12 protein-coding genes are annotated in these 19,612 nt (G+C 64.2%); 10 read left to right on the top strand and 2 right to left on the bottom strand.

Annotated elements, in window-relative coordinates; genetic code table 11:
- Positions 1-104 precede the first annotated feature (104 nt).
- The 9 genes from ccmI (at position 105) to AC0ZT5_RS03040 (ending at position 11,909) form a co-directional block, all read left to right on the top strand.
- Positions 105-1,244, top strand: a complete 1,140-nt coding sequence (ccmI, locus tag AC0ZT5_RS03000; protein WP_488495197.1) for a c-type cytochrome biogenesis protein CcmI — start codon at positions 105-107, stop codon at positions 1,242-1,244.
- A 7-nt stretch (positions 1,245-1,251) separates the two neighbouring features.
- Positions 1,252-1,695 carry a cytochrome c maturation protein CcmE gene (ccmE, locus tag AC0ZT5_RS03005; protein WP_488495198.1) on the top strand — a complete coding sequence of 148 codons (444 nt, stop codon included), beginning with the start codon at positions 1,252-1,254 and terminating at the stop codon, positions 1,693-1,695.
- Positions 1,696-1,766: 71 nt separating this feature from the next.
- On the top strand, positions 1,767-3,758 hold the full coding sequence (locus AC0ZT5_RS03010) for a heme lyase CcmF/NrfE family subunit (RefSeq protein WP_488495199.1): 1,992 nt from the start codon (positions 1,767-1,769) through the stop codon (positions 3,756-3,758).
- Positions 3,755-4,222, top strand: coding sequence for a cytochrome c-type biogenesis protein (locus AC0ZT5_RS03015; RefSeq protein WP_477283368.1), 468 nt, complete (start codon positions 3,755-3,757; stop codon positions 4,220-4,222). Before AC0ZT5_RS03010 ends, AC0ZT5_RS03015 begins: the two co-directional genes overlap by 4 nt.
- 131 nt (positions 4,223-4,353) lie before the next feature.
- Positions 4,354-5,904, top strand: a complete 1,551-nt coding sequence (locus AC0ZT5_RS03020; protein WP_488495200.1) for a Do family serine endopeptidase — start codon at positions 4,354-4,356, stop codon at positions 5,902-5,904.
- A gap of 358 nt (positions 5,905-6,262) precedes the next feature.
- On the top strand, positions 6,263-6,937 hold the full coding sequence (locus AC0ZT5_RS03025) for a response regulator transcription factor (protein WP_164548653.1): 675 nt from the start codon (positions 6,263-6,265) through the stop codon (positions 6,935-6,937).
- 7 nt (positions 6,938-6,944) lie between these two features.
- Entirely contained in the window at positions 6,945-8,420 is a 1,476-nt protein-coding gene (locus tag AC0ZT5_RS03030; RefSeq protein WP_488495201.1) for a sensor histidine kinase, read from the top strand.
- Complete coding sequence (locus AC0ZT5_RS03035; RefSeq protein WP_488495202.1) at positions 8,420-11,380, top strand: bifunctional [glutamine synthetase] adenylyltransferase/[glutamine synthetase]-adenylyl-L-tyrosine phosphorylase; 2,961 nt, start codon at positions 8,420-8,422, stop codon at positions 11,378-11,380. Before AC0ZT5_RS03030 ends, AC0ZT5_RS03035 begins: the two co-directional genes overlap by 1 nt.
- 49 nt (positions 11,381-11,429) lie before the next feature.
- Positions 11,430-11,909 (top strand): EF-hand domain-containing protein, encoded by a 480-nt coding sequence (locus AC0ZT5_RS03040; RefSeq protein WP_477283359.1) that lies wholly within the window; start codon positions 11,430-11,432, stop codon positions 11,907-11,909.
- A gap of 48 nt (positions 11,910-11,957) precedes the next feature.
- Here AC0ZT5_RS03040 and AC0ZT5_RS03045 read toward each other — a convergent pair whose 3' ends face one another.
- Positions 11,958-14,279, bottom strand: a complete 2,322-nt coding sequence (locus tag AC0ZT5_RS03045; protein WP_488495203.1) for a PAS domain-containing sensor histidine kinase — start codon at positions 14,277-14,279, stop codon at positions 11,958-11,960.
- 171 nt (positions 14,280-14,450) lie between these two features.
- Positions 14,451-17,096, bottom strand: a complete 2,646-nt coding sequence (gene pepN, locus AC0ZT5_RS03050) for an aminopeptidase N (RefSeq protein WP_488495204.1) — start codon at positions 17,094-17,096, stop codon at positions 14,451-14,453.
- A 157-nt stretch (positions 17,097-17,253) separates the two neighbouring features.
- Here pepN and AC0ZT5_RS03055 point away from each other — a divergent pair, with 157 nt between their 5' ends.
- A complete protein-coding gene (locus AC0ZT5_RS03055) occupies positions 17,254-19,560 on the top strand; it encodes a xanthine dehydrogenase family protein molybdopterin-binding subunit (protein ID WP_488495205.1) in 2,307 nt (768 codons plus the stop codon).
- Positions 19,561-19,612: the final 52 nt, after the last annotated feature.

The raw sequence follows: 19,612 nt of genomic DNA on the forward strand, positions 1-19,612 counted from the left end.
TCCGGCCGGTTGATGTCGATCAAGGACATGCGGCGCGCCTGCCGTCAAAGCGTCGCAGGATGCATCTGTTGGCAGGGCATGGCTCTGCCTTTATTGGAAGAACCATGCTGTTCTGGGTCATAGCCGCAATTCTCACGCTGGGTGCGAGCCTGGCGGTGCTGCTGCCGCTGGCCGCCGGCTCGAACGGCGCGTCGTCGACCGGCGATCACGATCTGGAAGTCTATCGCGATCAGTTGTCCGAACTCGACCGCGACGCCGCGCGTGGCTTGATCCAGCCTGCCGAAGCGACTGAAGCGCGCGCCGAGATCGCGCGCCGCATCCTCCGCCTCGACAATGCGGCAGCGGCCGGCAAGGCATCCGTCAGGCAGGCCTCGGTCGCGGCGAGGCTGGTGGCGACCGCGGCCGTTCTGGCGGTCCCGCTGGTCAGCTGGGGGCTCTACAGCCAGCTCGGGTCTCCCGACCTGCCGTCGCAACCGCTCAGTGAACGCTTGGCCAAGAATCCGGCCGACAGTTCGGTGGACGAGCTGGTGGCGCGGGCCGAAGCCCACCTTGCCGCCAATCCTTCCGATGGCAGGGGATGGGATGTGCTTGCCCCCGTCTATCTGCGCATGCAGCGCTTTTCCGATGCGGCGGCGGCCTATCGCAATGCCATTCGCCTTGACGGCGACAGCGCGGTCCGTCGGGCCGGTCTTGGCGAGGCGATCGCCAACGCGGCAGGCGGCATTGTGTCGGCCGATGCTCAGGATGCCTTTGAGGCGGCCTTGAAGCTCGATCCGGCCAATGCGAAAGCCAGCTTCTACCTTGCCATGGCGCTGGCGCAGGAGGGCCGCGCCAAGGAGGCGGTCGCGGCCTGGCAGGCAATGCTGGGCAGGCTGCCGCCGGATTCGCCATGGCGCGGTGCGGTCGAACAGGCGCTGGCCAAATCCGGCAGCCCCGAAGTCGCCTCCGGCGGCGCCACCAACGGTCCCGATGCCGGCGATGTCGACGCTGCATCCTCCATGTCTCCCGCCGACCGGGAAGCCATGATCAACACCATGGTTGCCGGTCTCGACGACAAACTTCGGCAAAATCCGCGTGACCCGGAAGGGTGGATGCGGCTCGTTCGTTCGTATGTCGTGCTCGGCAAGGCCGACCAGGCGCGTGACGCGCTGGGTCGCGCAATTGCCGTCTTCGGAGCCGACAGTGACGAAGCCAAGAAATTCACGGCCTTTGCCGCCTCCCTTGGCCTGACGGCGACGGAATAGGACTGACATGACTCGCAAGCAGAAACGATTGTCGGTGATCGCGGGCGGTCTGGCCTTCCTGGGCGCCGCTACCGGGCTGACCTTCTACGCGCTCGGCCAGAAGGCGTCTTATTTCTACATGCCGGCCGACCTCACCACCGCCAGTGTCCAGCCCGGCCAGCGCATCAGGCTGGGCGGACTGGTCGAAAAAGGCACGATCCAGCGCGGGCAGGGGGCGACGGTTGCCTTTTCGGTCACCGACACGCACAGATCGGTCAAGGTCACCTACACCGGCATCCTGCCCGACCTTTTCCGCGAAGAGCAGGGCGTCATCACCGAGGGCAGTTTCGGCCCTGACGGCACCTTCGTTGCCGACAGCGTGCTGGCCAAGCATGATGAGCGCTACATGCCCAAGGAGGTGGCCGACGGCCTGAAGGCCAAGGGCGTCTGGCAGGAGAGCAAGAGTGAATAAGCAGGTTCCGCAAAAGTGTCCCACGGTCTTGCGGCAAGAACCTGCGGCAAAACATAAGTCTGGGCGCAACCATGGTTGAAACCGGACATTTCGCCCTGGTCCTGGCGTTTGCGCTTTCGCTGGTGCAGACCATCGTGCCGTTGTTTGGCGCACGCCTGAACAACCAGCGCCTGATGGCGGTCGGCGGGCCGGTCGCGGTGACCGGCTTTGCCTTGACGGCGCTGTCCTTCGTGGCGCTCGCGAGCGCCTATGCGAGTTCCGACTTCTCGGTTGCGAGCGTGTGGGAAAACTCGCATTCGCTGCAGCCGCTGATCTACAAGATCACCGGAACCTGGGGCAATCATGAAGGCTCGATGCTGCTCTGGGTGCTGATCCTGACCTTCTTCGGCGCGCTTGTCGCCGCCTTCGGATCAAACCTGCCGGCAACGCTGCGCGCCAATGTGCTGGCCGTGCAAGGCGCCATCGGCGCCGCCTTCTTCCTGTTCATCCTGGTGACGTCCAATCCGTTCATCCGGCTCAATCCGGCGCCGATCGAAGGCCGCGATCTCAACCCGATCCTGCAGGACCTCGGCCTCGCCATTCACCCGCCGTTTCTCTATCTCGGCTATGTCGGCTTCTCGATCTGCTTTTCCTTCTCGGTCGCCGCCCTCATCGAAGGGCGCATCGACGCGTCCTGGGCGCGCTGGGTGCGGCCGTGGACGCTGGTCGCCTGGATGTTCCTGACCGGCGGCATCGCCATGGGCTCGTACTGGGCCTATTACGAGCTCGGCTGGGGCGGTTTCTGGTTTTGGGACCCGGTCGAGAACGCCTCCTTCATGCCGTGGCTGGCGGGCACCGCGCTGCTGCATTCGGCCATCGTCATGGAGAAGCGCTCGGCGCTGAAGATCTGGACGCTGCTGCTCGCCATCCTGACCTTTTCGCTGTCGCTGCTAGGCACCTTCCTGGTGCGCTCGGGCGTGCTGACCTCCGTCCACGCCTTCGCCACCGATCCGACACGCGGCGTCTTCATCCTGTGCATCCTGACGCTGTTCATCGGCGGCTCGCTGGCGCTGTTCGCCTTGCGTGCCTCCCGGCTGACGGCAGGCGGCCTGTTTCACCCGATTTCTCGCGAAGGCGCGCTCGTCCTCAACAATCTGTTCCTGACCACGGCGACCGCGACCGTGCTCGTCGGCACGCTCTATCCACTCGCCGTCGAGGCCTTTTCCGCCGACAAGATCTCGGTCGGCGCGCCGTTCTTCAACCTGACCTTCGGCCCGCTGATGGTGCCACTGCTGGTGATCGTTCCTTTCGGGCCGCTGCTGGCCTGGAAGCGCGGCGACGTCTTCGCTGTCGCCCAGCGCCTGATGGTGGCCTTTGCCGCAGCCCTTCTGGCGACGCTGGTCACCGCTCTGTTCATCGACGGCGCCTCGGTGTTCGCCGCGCTTGGCGTCGGCCTCGCCGTCTGGCTGATCCTTGGCGCGCTCACCGATCTCGCGGTCAAATCAGGCTTCGGCAATGTTGCAGCCGGGATCATGGTCAGGCGCCTGCTCGGATTGCCGCGCTCTGTCTTTGGCACTGCCTTTGCGCATCTTGGCCTTGGCCTGACCACGCTCGGCATCGTCGGCACGCTTTGCTTCGGCACTGACAAGATCCTGTCGATGCATGCCGGCGAAACCGTCGAACTGTCCGGCCATACGCTGCGTTTCGTCGGGCTTTATCCCGCCCAGGGCCCGAACTACAGCGAGGATCGCGGCCGCTTCGAGATGATCGGCGCCAGCGGCAGCGCAATTGGCGAAATCAGCTCCGCCAAGCGTTTCTATCCGGTGCGGCAGATGACGACGACGGAGTCCGGCATCAGGACGATGGGCCTCTCCCAGCTCTACATCTCGCTCGGCGACGAGGGCAAGGACGGGTCCGTCGTGGTGCGCCTGTGGTGGAAACCGCTGGTGACGCTGATCTGGGGCGGCGGCCTGGTGATGATGGCAGGCGCTGCCATGTCGCTGATGGACAGGCGGCTGCGTGTCGGAGCACCGTCGCGCCGGCGCAAGCAGGCCAGCGCCATTCCGTCCGCGGGCCTGCCATGAGCGCCCGGCTTTCGCTGACTTCGATCGTTCTGCTGCTGGCGCTGCTCTTCGCCGGCGCGGCACAGGCCGTGAAGCCGGACGAGATGCTGGCCGATCCGGCGCTCGAGGCGAGGGCGCGGGCGCTGTCCGAAGGCCTGCGCTGCATGGTCTGCCAGAACCAGTCGATCGACGAATCCGACGCCGATCTGGCCCGCGACCTGCGCATTCTGGTGCGCCAGCGCCTCGTTGCCGGCGATACCGATCAGCAAGTGATGGACTATGTGGTGTCGCGTTACGGCGAGTTCGTGCTGCTGAAGCCGCGCTTCGACCTGCGCAATGCGTTGCTGTGGGGTACGCCGGTCATCCTGCTGCTCGTTGGCGGCATGTTCATTGTGATGACGGCGCGGTCGCGTCGCACGCTGGCAACAAAATCCCTGTCCGCCGAAGAGCAGGCATCGCTGGACGCCATTTTGCGCCGCGACTGACGGCTGCGGTCACCCCGCAACATTACCAAAGTTTCATGTGTCGGAAATGGCGCTGTAATGTGCGCCTCTCTAATTCTCTTTCCCGAGGATGCCGATCAAGGGCGTCCATTTGAAAGAGGATACGAGACCCCATGAATATTGCCCCCAAATCATATTCCGTCACCCGCAAGCGTTTGATGGCCGCGGTCGCATCCATCGCCGTTGCCGGCGCGATCGGTATCGGTGCGCTGACGACTGGAACAGGGCCCGTTCTGGCCGATGCCGTGCGTGTCGAGGCGCCGCAGGTGCCGGGCTTCGCCGACGTCGTCGAGCGCGTTTCTCCGGCCGTGGTCAGCGTCAAGGTCAAGGCCAAGATCAGCCCGGCGGCCGATGATGGCTCCGATCAGTCCGACGATCCGGACGGCATGAACAACCTCCCCGACAATCCGCAGTTGCGCCGCTTCTTCAAGGAATTCCGTGGCTTTGGCGACCAGAACGGCCAGGGTGGTATCCGCCGCTTCGGCCACCGCGACCACAACAACGACCAGCCGCGACCGGTTGCACAGGGTTCCGGCTTCTTCATCTCCGATGATGGCTATCTGGTCACCAACAACCACGTCGTCGAGGAAGGCTCGGCCTTCACCGTGGTGATGAATGACGGCAAGGAACTCGACGCCAAGCTGATCGGTACCGACCCACGCACCGATCTCGCCGTGCTGAAGGTCGATGGCGTCGGCAAGTTCACCTATGTCGACTTCGCGGACGACTCCAAGGTCCGCGTCGGCGACTGGGTGGTGGCCGTCGGCAATCCGTTCGGCCTCGGCGGCACGGTCACCGCCGGAATCGTCTCGGCCCGCGGTCGCGACATCGGCGCTGGCCCCTATGACGACTTTCTCCAGATCGACGCCTCGGTCAATCGCGGCAATTCGGGGGGCCCGACCTTCAACCTCAACGGCCAGGTCGTCGGCATCAACACCGCGATCTTCTCGCCGTCAGGTGGCAGCGTCGGCATCGCCTTCGACATTCCCGCGTCGACCGCCAAGCAGGTCGTCCAGGACCTGATGAAGAGCGGTTCCGTACAGCGTGGCTGGCTCGGTGTCGAAATCCAGCCGGTCACCTCCGACATCGCCGAATCGCTGGGCCTGAAGTCGCAGAATGGGGCCCTGGTTTCCAGCGCCCAGGACGAGGGTCCCGGCAAGAAGGCCGGCATCATTGCTGGTGACGTGATCACCCAGGTCGACGGCAAGGACGTTGCTTCGCCGAAGGAACTGGCCCGGCTGATCGGTGCCTACTCGCCTGGCAAGTCGGTCGATGTCACCGTGTGGCGTGATGGCAAGAGCCAGACGGTCAAGGTCGATCTCGGCAAACTGCCCTCGAGCGACAAGCAGGCATCCGCCGACCAGCAGCAGCCCGCCGCTCCGGCCAAGCCCGACTCGCTGGCCGATCTCGGCCTGACCGTCACCAAGTCCGAAAACGGCAAGGGGCTGGTGGTGACCGATGTCGATCCCGACAGCGATGCCGCCGACCGCGGCATTCAGCCGGGCGACATCATCACATCGGTCAATTCGACCGAAGTGAACGCCACCGACGACATCACCAAGGCGATGACCGAGGCGGTCAAGTCCGGCCGCAAGGCCGTGCTGATGCAGATCACCCGCGACGACAACAATCGTTTCGTCGCGCTGCCCGTCGCCAAGGGCTGAGGCACGGCCCGAAGCGTTCTTGCCTCTCCAGTTGGATGAGGACGCTCCGACGGCAAGTTCGACTTTTCCAGTGCGGCGGTTTCAACACCCCCGAGCCGCCGTACGGGAAAGCATGGAGGAGCGCGCGTTAGTCAGTCATCGCGCTCTCCCCGGCGGCAGCGGGCTTCCCATCGCCCGCTGCCGCACCCCCAGGCATGTCGTCAAAAAAGCGTTTCGGCGGTCTTGGCGCAACGAGATCGGGGCAAGGATTCTTATCGCGCACGGCTTCGGATGATCTTGATCGCGATGCGCTTTGGCAAAGGCCACAATGCAGATGTCTGCCACTCAATCTTCCAGCGAAATCGCGTATAACAGTCCTATGAAGATTCTCGTCATAGAAGACGATCGCGAGGCGGCGGATTACTTGCAGAAAGCCTTCACCGAGGCCGGTCACACTGCCCATGTTGCCGGAGACGGCGAAACCGGCTTTGCGCTCGCCGACGCCGGCGACTACGACGTGATGGTCATCGACCGGATGATGCCGCGTCGCGACGGCCTGTCGGTCATTGCCGGCCTGAGGTCCAGGGGCAACACGACGCCGGTGCTGATCCTGTCGGCGCTCGGCGAGGTCGACGACCGGGTCACCGGCCTGCGCGCCGGCGGCGACGATTATCTGACCAAGCCCTATGCCTTCTCCGAACTTCTGGCCCGTGTCGAGGTCCTGAACCGCCGCGCCAGCGCCAAGGAAGCGGAAACCGTCTACCGCGTCGGCGATCTGGAACTCGACAGGCTGTCGCATTCGGTCCGCCGCGCGGCGCGCGAGATCACGCTGCAGCCGCGCGAATTCCGCCTGCTGGAATATCTGATGCGCCATGCCGGCCAGGTGGTGACGCGCACCATGCTGCTCGAAAATGTCTGGGACTATCATTTCGATCCGCAGACCAATGTCATCGACGTCCATGTTTCGCGGCTGCGCGGCAAGATCGAGAAGGGGTTCGACAAGCCCATCCTGCATACGGTTCGCGGCGCCGGTTACATGCTGAAGAGCGGCTAGCAGCAGCATGGCTCTTTCCGTGCCAGCCATCATGAAGACGACGGCAGCGCGGCTTTCGGCGCTCTATCTCCTGCTCTTCGCGCTCTGCGCGGTGGCGCTCGTCTTCTACATGACCTCGCTGTCGGCGCGCATGCTGACCGCGCAGACGCAGGAGACCATCAACGACGAGGTGCTCGGCCTCGCTCGCGCCTATCAGCGCGGCGGTCTGCCGGTCCTGGTGCGCGTGGTCGAGGCCCGCTCGCGCCAACCCGGCGCCAACCTCTATCTGATCGCCGACGCCAACGGCCAGATCCTGACCGGCAACGTGCAGAGCCTGGAACCGGGCGTTCTCGAAACCGAAGGCTGGACCAGCAGTCCGTTCTCCTATCAGCGCTTTGGCGAGGGGGAACTCGAGCGTCTGAGAAACTTGCCGACGGAACAGAGCACCACCCAACCCGACCAGAACGAAGCTCAGGCGCAGGGCGAGAAGGGCCACAACGCCATTGCGCTGGTGCTTCGGCTGCCCAACCAGATGATCATGCTGGTCGGCCGCGACCTTGGCGAGCCGGAGCGGTTCCGCGCCGTCATCCGCCGCGCTTTGATGCTGGCGCTCGGCATGATGGGGCTGGGCGGACTGCTGATCTGGTTCTTTGTCGGTCGCGCCGCGCTGAAGCGCATCGACAGCGTGTCGGAAGCCAGCCGCCGCATCATGGGCGGCGATCTTTCCGGCCGGTTGCCGGTCACCGGTGCCGGTGACGAGTTCGACCGGCTCTCCGAAAACCTCAATTCCATGCTGGCCAGGATCGCCACGCTCAACGAAGGCCTGAAACAGGTTTCCGACAACATCGCGCATGATTTGAAAACGCCGCTGACCCGGCTGCGCAACCGGGCGGAGGCGACGCTTGCGGGCAAGCACAAGACCACCGATTACCGCCAGGCGCTGGAAGGCACGATTTCCGAATCCGACCAGCTCATAAAAACCTTCAACGCCATCCTGATGATCTCCCGGCTGGAGGCTGGCTACTCCTCGGAAAATACCAACCGCGTTGATCTTGCGGAAGCCGTGCGCGATGTTGTCGAGCTCTACGAGCCGGTGGCGGAGGAGGCAGGTGTCTCGCTGGAGACAGACGTGCGGGAGACGGTCTTCGTCAACGGCAACCGCGAATTGATCGGCCAGGCATTGTCGAACATCGTCGACAACGCGATCAAATATTCGACCGATGCCACTGCCCAACCGGCCGTGCACGTGGCGGTTGAGCGGATCGGCACTGAAGTTCGGCTGTCGGTCGCCGACAATGGCCACGGCATTCCCGACGATGGCGACCGTGCCCGCGCGACCGAGCGTTTCGTGCGGCTGGAGAAAAGCCGTTCGCAGCCCGGTTCCGGTCTTGGCCTGAGCCTCGCCAAGGCGGTCATGACATTCCACAATGGCCGGCTTGATCTCATGCCTGGCAATCCCGGATTATCCGTGGTCATGAGTTTCCCCTCGCGGGAGGATCACTGATGAGCGCGGCTGCCAAGCAGGTGGAGACGGACTGGCTGCTGAAGCCGGTCGCCAGGCTTGCTCCGCTCGATGAAAACCGGGCTCGGCAAGAGCTGGCCGAGATTGCCTCGGCGGCGCGGGAGGAGGGGCTGGCGCGGTTGGCCAAACTCCTCGCCGATAAGGGGCCAGGCCAGGATTTTCTGGCAGCCGTCTTCGATTTGTCGCCGTTCCTGCGCGATACGGCGCGTCGCCGGCCGCAGATCCTGGACGCCCTGTTCGAGCAGACTGTCGAGGCGCGGCTGAAAGCTATCGGCGCCGCCATTGGCCAGGCGCATTTGGCCGAGGTCGTCTCGGAATCCGGCCTTATGATGGAACTGCGCCAGTGGAAGGCCGAGGCGCATTTCCTGATCGCGTTGGCCGATCTTGCCGGCGAAGCCGAAACGGCGCTGACGGTGCGCCGGTTGAGCGACCTGGCCGACGCTTGCACCTGCGCGGCTGTCGACTTCCTGCTGCGCGACGCCCATGGCCAGGGCAAGCTCAAACTGCCGGATTTCGACAATCCGTCAGAGCAATCAGGCTGGATCCTGCTCGGCATGGGCAAGTTGGGCGCGCATGAGCTGAATTTTTCCTCCGACATCGATCTTGTTGTCTTCTTCGATCCGGAAGCGCCCGCCGTCGTCGACCCGCTCGACGCTACCGAGCTGTTTTCGCGCCTGACGCGCCGCCTGGTGCGCATCCTGCAGGACCGCACCGAGCATGGTTATGTCTTCCGCACGGATCTGAGGTTGCGCCCCGATCCCGGTTCGACACCGCTGGCAATCCCCGTCGATGCCGCGCTGCGCTATTACGAGGCGCGTGGCCAGAACTGGGAACGCGCCGCGATGATCAAGGCGCGTCCGGTGGCCGGCGACATCGCCGCGGGCGCCGCCTTCCTCAAGGAGTTGCAGCCCTACATCTGGCGCAAATACATGGATTACGCGGCGATTGCCGATGTCCATTCGATCAAGCGCCAGATCCACGCCCACAAGGGCCATGGCGAGATCGCCGTGAAGGGCCACAACGTCAAGCTCGGCCGCGGCGGCATCCGTGAGATCGAGTTCTTCGTCCAGACGCAGCAGCTCATCGCCGGCGGACGTTTTCCGGAACTGCGCGGACGAGAGACGGTGCCGATGCTCGGCCAGCTTGCGGCGCGCAGCTGGATCACATCAGACGCGCGCGACGCGCTGGCTCGTCAGTACTGGTTCCTGCGCCGTGTCGAACATGCCGTGCAGATGGTTGCCGACGAGCAGACGCACACGCTGCCGGAAGACGATGAAGGGCTGGAGCGCATCGCCCACATGCTCGGTTTTGCCGACGCGGCCGCCTTTTCCCAGGCCTTCCGTGCCTCGCTGCAACAGGTCGAGCGCCATTACGCAGCCCTGTTCGAAACCGCGCCGGAGCTTTCTACGGGCATCGGTAATCTGGTCTTCACCGGCGATGTCGACGATCCCGACACGCTGCGGACCTTGCACGGCCTCGGCTTTCAGCGGCCGAGCGACATCTGCCGGGTCATCCGCGGCTGGCATTTCGGCCGCTATCGCGTCACCCAGTCGGCGGAAGCGCGCGAGCGGCTGACGGAACTGACGCCGGCGCTGCTGCGGTCCTTCGGCCAGACACGCCGGGCCGACGAAGCCGTGATACGCTTCGACGAGTTTCTCGCTGGCCTGCCTGCCGGTATCCAGCTGTTTTCGTTGCTGCAGTCCAATCCGGCTCTGTTGAAGCTCATGGCGACGATCATGGGTGCAGCACCCCGGCTGGCGGCGATCATCACGCGCCGGCCGCATGTCTTCGATGGTTTGCTCGACCCGGCCTTGCTGACCGAATTGCCGGACCGTGCCTATCTGTCGGCGCGGCTTTCCGCCTTTGTCGAGGGCGACCGGCTTTATGAGGACGTGCTCGACCGGCTGCGCATTTTTGCCTCCGAGCAAAAGTTCCTGATCGGTGTCCGGCTGCTGGCCGGCTCGATCGATCCGGCTCGGGCGGGCCGCGCCTTTTCCGATCTGGCGGATCTCACCATCGAGGCGGCGTTGCAGGCGGTGACCGCCGAATTCGCGGCACGCCATGGCACGATTTCCGGCGGCGTGGTTTCGCTGCTCGGCATGGGCAAGCTCGGTAGCCGCGAACTGACCGCCGGATCGGACGTCGATCTCATCCTGCTCTACGATCACGCGCCGGATGCCGAGGAATCCAACGGCGACAAGCCGCTGGCGCCTTCGCATTACTACACCCGCATGACGCAGCGGTTGATCGCGGCCGTGTCCGCGCCAACCGCGGAAGGCGTGCTCTACGAACTCGACCTGCGCCTGCGGCCATCCGGCAACAAGGGGCCTGTGGCCACCCACGTCGATGCCTTCAAGAAGTACCAGCGCCAGGAGGCCTGGACGTGGGAGCACATGGCGCTGTCGCGGGCGCGTGTCATTGCCGGCGATGCCGGCCTGTGCAGCGAGGTTGAGGCGGAAGTGGCGGCAGTGCTTGGCCAGCCGCGCGACGCGAAAAAGGTGATGGCCGAGGCCTCGGACATGCGCGCCATGATCGAAAAGGAAAAGCCGCCGCGGGACCTATGGGACATCAAGCTGATCCCCGGCGGCCTGATCGATCTCGAATTCATCGCCCAGGTGGCCGTGCTCACCGGGCAGGCCGTGCCAATTGCACGTGCCACAGGCACGGCCGAAATCCTGTCGCGCCTGGCGCCAGGCTTTGCCGATGTCGAGGTCAGGCAGCAACTTGGCGATGCCTACGCGCTCTATCTGGCGCTGACCCAGATGACGCGGCTGTGCCTCACCGGAGCCTTCGAGCGCGACGATGTTCCGCCGGGGCTTTCGGATTTGCTTCTGGCGGTGACTGACCTGCCGGATTTCGGTGTGCTGGAAGCGCACCTCAAGGAGACGTCGCAAAAGGTCAGGAAGGACTTTGACCTTTTGCTTCGTGCCGGACGACCGTGAAGCCGTTCGTCCGGCCGCATCGGGGGTGACGATGCAACAGGAGAAGACCATGAGAACGACAACCAAACTTGCCCTTGCCTTCGTCGCCCTGGCCGGCGCCGTCGGCACCACGGCCTATGCCGAAAACAATGCCAGCGAAAAGCTGCGCGAGGGCACGATGATGCGCCTCAGCAAGGCGATGAGCGATTCCAACGGAACCATCAGCTTTGACCAGTTTTCCGACGCCATGAACGCGCGGCTGAAGAAACTCGTCGCCGACAATGGCGGCAAACTGACCGTCGCCCAACTCGCCGACGCACTGGAGAAGGCGCGTTTTGAGCAGATGGCCAAACGCATCATCGCCCGCTACGACACCAGGGGCGATGGCACCCTGACATCAGACGACATCACCAGTCGCCAGAAGAAGGTCTTTGCCATGCTCGACAGGAACAATGATGGCAAGATCGAGAAGAGCGAACTGCCGAAAGGCGGCCGCTTCGGCCGTCATCGCCAATGGGATGGCGACGACAATGAAGGCGGCATGCAGTGAGGCTGTCCGATGCAGGCACCGGCGACGTCAGTCGGAGCCTGTGGTTGCTCAGGCTGCCGCCTTGATCGCCGGCGCGCTCTTCTTCACCGGAATGCGCACCGACACGATTGTGCCGACACCTTCGGTCGAACGGATCTTCAGCGCGCCACCTTGGAGCTCGGCCAGCGAGCGTGAGATGGCGAGGCCAAGGCCGGATCCGGCATGGCTCTTGGAGAACTGGTTCTGCACCTGTTCGAAGGGACGGCCGAGCTTGCCGAGCGCGTCTTTCGGGATGCCGCAGCCATTGTCCTCGATGGTCAATACAAGCGCGCCGGAGGTGTTGCGGGCCCTGACCGATATGTGGCCGCCCTGACCGGTGAATTTCACTGCGTTGGACAAGAGGTTGATGACGATCTGCTTGATCGCGCGGCGATCGGCGACCAGCGTCAGCGCGTCGGCGATGCGTGTTTCCACGGTGATCGCCTTTTGCGCCGCCTGCAGCGAGACGACGCGAACCGTCTCGCTGATCAGCGGACCGAGGTCGATCTGTTCCTGGTCGAGCGAGAATTGGCCAGCCTCGATCTTGGACATGTCGAGAATGTCGTTGATCACGCCCAGCAGATATTTGCCGCTGCTGTTGATGTCGGTGGCGTATTCCTCGTAGCGCTCCGACCCCAGCGGACCGAACAGGCCCTGTTCCATCAGTTCGGAGAAGCCGATGATGGCGTTCAGCGGCGTGCGCAATTCGTGTGACATATTGGCGAGGAATTCGGACTTCGCCCGGTTCGCCGCCTCGGCGCGTTCGGTTTCCTTCATGTATTTGCGGTTGAGGTCGACCAGTTCGCGCGATCGCTCCTCTTCGGCCCGGCGGGCGAGGCTCAGATCGTGGATCGTCGCCATCAGCCGGCGCTCGCTGTCGACCAGCTTCTCCTGGTGCAGCTTGATCTGGGTGATGTCGGAGCCGACGGAGACGATGCCGCCGTCCCGGGTCTTCAGTTCGTTGACCTGCAGCCAGCGGCCGTCGGCCAGCTGCCGCTCGAAGGTCGCGCCGCCCTGCAGTCCGCTGGTGTTGGCAAGCCGCCGTTCGGAAGCAAAGGCCAGCATCCGGTCTTCCAGCACCGCGCGCGCGGTGCCTGGCATGACATCCCGGTCCGAAAGGCCGTTGTCCTGCTGGTATTTGGAGTTGCACATGATCAGGCGCTGGGCCGAATCCCACAACACGAAGGATTCGTTGATGTTTTCGATCGCCGTTCTAAGGCGAAGGTCGGCCGCCTCGGAACGCAGCGCCAGATGGCGTTGTTCGGTGACATCGACGGCGATGCCGATGAGCTGGATCTCCGGCGCTTCAGGATCGATGACCTGTGCCCGGGCGCGCATCCAGACCCATTGGCCGTCGGCATGCCGCATGCGGAACACCTGGTCGATATGGTCGATTTCGCGGGCGACGATTCTGTTGGCGAGCTCGAACAGGTCGCCGTCCTCGGGGTGGATGATTTCGTCGACCTCGCCGAAGGACAGCATCGTGTCGCAAGGCTTGTAGCCGAGCATGTCGTACATCGAGCGCGACCAATACATCTTGCCGCGCACCATGTCCCAGTCCCACAGGCCGCAGCGGCCGCGAACCAGCGCCATGTCGATGCGCTGATGCGCTTCGAGATAGATGCGATCGGCGGCCTGCGCGCGTGCCGCCTGGCCGAAATAGGCGTAGAGGATGACGATCAGCACACCGGCCGTCAGCACGAACAGGGTGACGTTGAGCGAGACAGTCTTGCGCCAGGTGTCGAAAACGGCGTCCTGTGGGACCAGTGCCGCCGCGGCACCCTTTCGCCCGTTCGCCAGGCTGACCGCCGCGTACCAGTCCCGTCCGCCGATGTTGACCTCCATGACGCCGGCGCGGTCGCCGAACATGAACAATGGCTGGCCGCCCTGGACGAGGCCGTCGAGCGAATGGCTTTGCCATGGCATCGAGCGCGGTGTCACCGCGACGATCTTGAAAGCGCTGTCGGTGATGACGAGCACATGACTGCGCCCCATCGCGCCCTGACGGCTGGTGGTCTCCAGCAGGTCCTGAATGGCGCCCGGCATCGTGTCCGAAGTGGTGGCGAGCGAACTCGCCAGCTGACCCGCCGCCAGCGTGAGGATCGCCTTGGCGTTGCGTTCGACATCGTCGCGCTCGTTCATCAGCGACAGGACCCGCAGTGCCGCGATGACGATCAGGAAGGTGATGATGAGGGCCGGTATCGATCGGCGCAACAGCGGCTCGGCAGCCAGAAGCCGCCGGTAGGCCGGTTCGGCGATGAGCCGCGTGTTCCCGGCAAGGCCGTCGCTTCGCGTCTCGCGATGCGCAAAAACCTTCCCCCCGGGCGCGCCCCACGCGTCCGCCTTCGCCATAAATGGCACTCCCCGAAGTTGCCTATGCTGCTTTGATCCGGCAAACGCCGCACATCCGAATCGTCAGTAAAGAATCAAAGGTGATTCGCGTTGTCCAGTGGTCCGGCGAAAAAAGATTAAAAATCGACTAAAATAGTGCCGAAACGGCGGCTTTCGGATGAAAGCGCACGCCTAGGCCAGCGTGCGATCGACAATATCGCTCAGATCCGCCGAGAGGTCTCCGGCTTTCGCGATCGAAAGCAGCGCTTCCCTGGCCTTGGCCTGTCGGCCAGGTTCGAGCGAACGCCATGAGCGGAGTGCCGTCGCCAGCCTCGCCGCCAATTGCGGATTGCGCTTTTCGACCTCGAGCACGGTCTGCGAGAAGAACCGGTAGCCCTCGCCATCCGCGCTGTGGAAGCCGGTCTGGTTGGCGCTGGAGAATGTGCCGATCAACGAGCGCACCCGGTTCGGATTGTGCATCGAGAAAGCGGGATGAGCGGTCAGCGCGCGCACTGTGTCGACGGCCTGCGGACCGGGCACGCTGGCCTGGATCTGGAACCATTTGTCCATGATCAGCGGGTCGGAGCCATAAGTCGTCTCGAAAGCCGCCAGCGCCTGGATCGCCTGGGGCGAACCGTGGTGGCGATGCGCAAGCACGGCAAGGGCCGCCGCGCGGTCGGTCATGTTGGTCGCCGATTGGAAATGTCCGGCGGCAAGTGCTGCTCCCCCCGGCTGCATGGAGAGATAGTCAAGCAGGGTGTTGCGCAAGGCCCGGCGTCCGGCGCTCGCCGCATCGGGGCTGAACGCCGCTTTGTCGGCAAGCCTGTCGTAGAGGCGGGCAAAATTGTCAGGGTTGGCGGTGCCTATCGCCAGTGCAAGCGCCTCGCGGGCAGCGTAGATGGCGTCGGGGTCGATGTTGCTGCCGATATCGCGGGCAATGTCGGCTTCGCCAGGCAGCGCCAGCGCCAGCGCCCGGTAGGCCGGCTCCAGCGTCTCGTCGGCGGCGATGCCGCCGGCGAGTTCGGTCAGCCGCGACGCGAAAACCGGCGGCCTGCCGCCGAGGATCTCGCGGAAGGCGGCAATCAGCGCGTCGGTCAGCAGCGTGTTGAAGGCCTGCCAGCGCGAGAAGGGGTCGCTGTCATGGCGGGCGAGGAAGAACTGGTCGTCGGCTTTCTGCTCGACGGACAGCGTCACCGGCGCCGAAAAGCCGCGGTTGAGCGACACCGCCGGGCGTTCGGCAACACCTGAGAACCGCACCATGTGGCGGCGCTTGCGAACATGGATGACGCCGTCCTCGACGCTGGCGCCCTCGACGCCGCTATAGTCGACCGGCTGGCCGCCGGCGCCGATCAGGCCGAAGGCGAGCGGGATGTGCATCAGCCGCTTGCGGCTTTCGGAGGGCGTCGGCGGCACCGACTGCTCGATTTCGAGCATGAACTCCTGCGACGCCGGATTGTGCGTCGAACTGATGGTCAAATTGGGCGTGCCCGCCTGGTGGTACCAGAGCGCGAACTGCGACAGGTCGCGGCCGGACGCATCCTCGAACACCTTGATGAAATCCTCGATGGTCGCCGCGTCGCCGTCGTGACGCTCGAAATAGAGGTCCATGCCGGCACGAAAGGCATCAGGCCCGAGAATGGTGCGGATCATGCGCACCACTTCGGAACCCTTTTCGTAGACCGTCGCCGTGTAGAAATTGTTGATCTCGCGGTAGCGGCGCGGCCGCACCGGATGCGCCAGCGGTCCCTGGTCCTCGGGAAACTGGTGGGCGCGCAGTGTGCGCACTTCGGCGATGCGCTTGACCGCGCGCGAGCGCTGGTCGGCGGAGAATTCGTGGTCGCGGAAAACCGTCAGCCCTTCCTTCAGGCAGAGCTGGAACCAGTCGCGGCAAGTGATTCTGTTGCCTGTCCAATTGTGGAAATACTCATGCGCGATGATCGCCTCGATATTGGCGAAATCGGCATCCGTCGCTGTCTCGTGGTCGGCCAGCACATATTTGTCGTTGAAGATGTTGAGGCCCTTGTTCTCCATCGCGCCCATGTTGAAGTCGGAGACGGCGACGATGTTGAAGACGTCGAGGTCGTATTCGCGGCCGAACGCCTCCTCGTCCCATTTCATCGACCGCTTCAGGGCGTCCATCGCGTAGCCGGCCAGCTTCTCCTTGCCTGGCTCGACGTAGATGCCGAGCTCGACCATGCGGCCGGATAGGGTGACGAACCTGTCGGCTACTTTGCCGAGATTGCCGGCGACCAGCGCGAACAGATAGGACGGCTTGGGGAAGGGGTCGTGCCACACCGCATAGTGCCAGCCATCGCCGACGTCACCCTTGTCGACCGGGTTGCCGTTGGACAGAAGCAGCGGTGCCTCCTCGCGCAGGGCTTCGATGCGCACCGTGTAGACGGACAGGATATCGGGGCGATCGAGGAAATAGGTGATGCGGCGAAAGCCCTCGGCCTCGCATTGCGTGCAGTAGACATTGCTCGAGCGGTAAAGGCCCATCAGGGCTTCGTTGCCCACCGGCGCCAATTCGGTCTCGATGAGCAGCTGGAAGCGCCGCGCGGCCGGCGGCTCGAGGATTGTCAGTTGGTCGGGCGACACCAGAATATCGGCCGGTTTCGCTTTCTTGCCGTCGATCTCGATGCGCTTGAGCGTCAGCCCGTCGCCGTCGAGCACCAGCGGAGCCGACGCGGACACGCCATCACGGCGCTCGACCGTGAGCACGGCGGTGACGCGCGTTGCGTCTGGCGAAAGGCGGAAGGTGAGGTTGGTTTGCGGAATGAGGTAGTCATTGGGGCGGTAGTCTTCGAGCTTGAAGACCTGGCCGGTGTCCGTGCGCATTCCGTGGGTTTTCCTGTCGATTGCGTTGGCGGCGGGTTGTTTCCGCTGGTCCAAGAAAATTGAAGTCCGCGCTCTTTACACGAAACAGCCCCTCGACAAAACTGAGACGGCGCCTATTTCAGGCGTTCCTCCTCCCATTCATCATCACGAGGCCTCCATGACCGTCGTCACGCCGAAATTCGGGATGGGCGCATCCGTGCTGCGGCGCGAGGATGCTGCCTTCATCCAGGGCCAGGGCCGCTACACCGACGACATCCAGCCGGCTGGCGTCCTGCATGGCTATGTCCTGCGCTCGCCGGTCGCCAAGGCCAGCTTCACCATCGGTTCGACCGAGGCGGCGAAGGCAGCACCCGGCGTGCATCTGGTCCTGATCGGCAAGGACCTTGCCCATCTCGGCGATCTCAGGTCCGGCGTCATGCAGGAACAGCCGGACGGCACCAAGGCACCAACTCGCGACATTCCGGTCCTGTGCCGTGACCGCGTCAACTATGTCGGCGACGCCGTTGCCTTCGTGGTCGCCGACAGCCGCGCTTTGGCGCAGGATGCCGCCGAACTGATCGACGTCGACTATGACAGCGAAGATGCAGCGTCCGGAACGGCGACGGCGCTCGCCGAAGGCACGCCGCTGGTCTGGCCGGAACTCGGCTCGAATCGGGCCTTCAGCTACCATACGGGCGACAAGAAAAAGACGGACGCGGCTTTCGCCAAAGCCGCCCATGTCACCCGCATCGAATTCGTCAACAACCGGCTGGTCTGCAACTACATGGAGCCGCGCTCGGCGATCGGCGAGTGGAACGTTCAGGAGAACCGCTTCGTGCTGACCACGGGGTCACAGGGCGTGCATTCCATGCAGTACATCCTGGCCAGCCTGTTCAAGATCAAGAAGGACCAGCTGCGTGTCATCACGCCGGATGTCGGCGGCGGTTTCGGGCCGAAGAGCTTCGTCTACCGCGAATACCCGCTGGTGCTCGAGGCGGCGAAGCGGCTTGGCCGTCCGGTGAAATGGGCCGGCGACCGCACCGAGCACTTCCTGACCGACGCGCAAGGCCGCGACAATGTCGTGAAGGCCGAGATGGCGCTGGACAAGGATGGCCGCTTCCTTGGCATGAAGGTGGACCTGCTCGCCAATATGGGCGCCTATGTCTCGCAATACGGTCCCTACATTCCGTATATCGGCGTCACCATGTCGACCGGCGTCTACGACATCCAGGCGCTCGACGTGTCGGTCACCGGCCTCTACACCAACACCTGCCCGGTCGATGCCTATCGCGGCGCGGGCCGGCCGGAAGCGGCGTTCCTGCTGGAAAAGCTAGTCGATGCCTGCGCCCACGATCTGGGTCTGCCCGTCGAAGAAATCCGGCGCCGCAATTTCATCCGGCCCGAGCAGTTTCCATACCGCACGCAGACCGGCCGTCTCTACGACACCGGCGAGTTTGAAGGCCACATGACCCGCGCCATCGAACAGGCGGAATGGAAGGGCTTTCCGCAGCGGCTCGAACAGTCGAAAGCCGGTGGAAAGATCCGCGGCCTCGGCATGGCGACCTATATCGAGGCCTGCGCCTTTCCGGGGTCGGAACCGGCCTTTGTCGAACTCAACGGCGACGGCACGGTGACGCTGAAGATCGGCACCCAGACCAACGGGCAGGGGCATGCCACCGCCTACGCGCAGTTCCTGTCGGAAAAGCTCAATCTCGACATCGACAAGATCCATGTCCGCCAGGGCGATACCGATGAGCTAAAGGCTGGCGGCGGCACTGGCGGCTCGCGCTCCATTCCGCTCGGCGGCGTTTCGGCGTCGCGCGCCGGCGAGGATCTGGCCAACAAGATCAAGCGCATCGCCGCCGACGAGCTGGAGGCCTCGGCCGGCGACATCGAATTGTCTGATGGCGTTGCCCGCATCGTCGGCACCGACCGTACGATCGATTTTTCCGCCATCGCCAAGGCCGCCAGGACGCCGGATGATCTCAAGGGGTTCGGCGAATTCGTGCAGGACGAGTGCACCTATCCCAACGGCACCCATATCTGCGAGGTCGAGATCGACCCGGACACCGGCACCACCGACATCGTCCGCTACACCATCGTCGACGATTTCGGCGTCACCGTGAATCCGATCCTGCTCGCCGGTCAGGTTCATGGCGGCGTGGTGCAAGGCATTGGCCAGGCGCTGACCGAGGACACCATCTATGGTGAGGACGGACAGCTCCTGACGGCGAGCTTCATGGACTACGCCATGCCGCGCGCCGACAATTTCCCGTTCTTCCATTTCGAGACCCGCAACGTGCCTTCGACCACCAATGCGCTCGGCATCAAGGGGGCGGGCGAAGCCGGCACCATCGGCTCGACACCGGCGGCACTCAACGCGGTGACGGACGCGCTCTGGCGCGCCTACGGTGTCAAGCACATCGACATGCCGGCGACGCCGGCGCGCATCTGGGCAACGATCCAGGAAGCGGCTAGACCATGATACCGAAAAGTGGGAACCGGTTTTCGGAAAAGATCATGGTCGAACAAGAAGA

The sequence above is a fragment of the Mesorhizobium sp. CNPSo 4670 genome (genome assembly GCF_057784235.1).

Coding starts and splice junctions, on each gene's coding strand:
- ccmI (WP_488495197.1), top strand. CDS start 105: ATGCTGTTCTGGGTCATAGCCGCAATTCTCACGCTGGGTGCGAGCCTG.
- ccmE (WP_488495198.1), top strand. CDS start 1,252: ATGACTCGCAAGCAGAAACGATTGTCGGTGATCGCGGGCGGTCTGGCC.
- AC0ZT5_RS03010 (WP_488495199.1), top strand. CDS start 1,767: ATGGTTGAAACCGGACATTTCGCCCTGGTCCTGGCGTTTGCGCTTTCG.
- AC0ZT5_RS03015 (WP_477283368.1), top strand. CDS start 3,755: ATGAGCGCCCGGCTTTCGCTGACTTCGATCGTTCTGCTGCTGGCGCTG.
- AC0ZT5_RS03020 (WP_488495200.1), top strand. CDS start 4,354: ATGAATATTGCCCCCAAATCATATTCCGTCACCCGCAAGCGTTTGATG.
- AC0ZT5_RS03025 (WP_164548653.1), top strand. CDS start 6,263: ATGAAGATTCTCGTCATAGAAGACGATCGCGAGGCGGCGGATTACTTG.
- AC0ZT5_RS03030 (WP_488495201.1), top strand. CDS start 6,945: ATGGCTCTTTCCGTGCCAGCCATCATGAAGACGACGGCAGCGCGGCTT.
- AC0ZT5_RS03035 (WP_488495202.1), top strand. CDS start 8,420: ATGAGCGCGGCTGCCAAGCAGGTGGAGACGGACTGGCTGCTGAAGCCG.
- AC0ZT5_RS03040 (WP_477283359.1), top strand. CDS start 11,430: ATGAGAACGACAACCAAACTTGCCCTTGCCTTCGTCGCCCTGGCCGGC.
- AC0ZT5_RS03045 (WP_488495203.1), bottom strand. CDS start 14,279: ATGGCGAAGGCGGACGCGTGGGGCGCGCCCGGGGGGAAGGTTTTTGCG.
- pepN (WP_488495204.1), bottom strand. CDS start 17,096: ATGCGCACGGACACCGGCCAGGTCTTCAAGCTCGAAGACTACCGCCCC.
- AC0ZT5_RS03055 (WP_488495205.1), top strand. CDS start 17,254: ATGACCGTCGTCACGCCGAAATTCGGGATGGGCGCATCCGTGCTGCGG.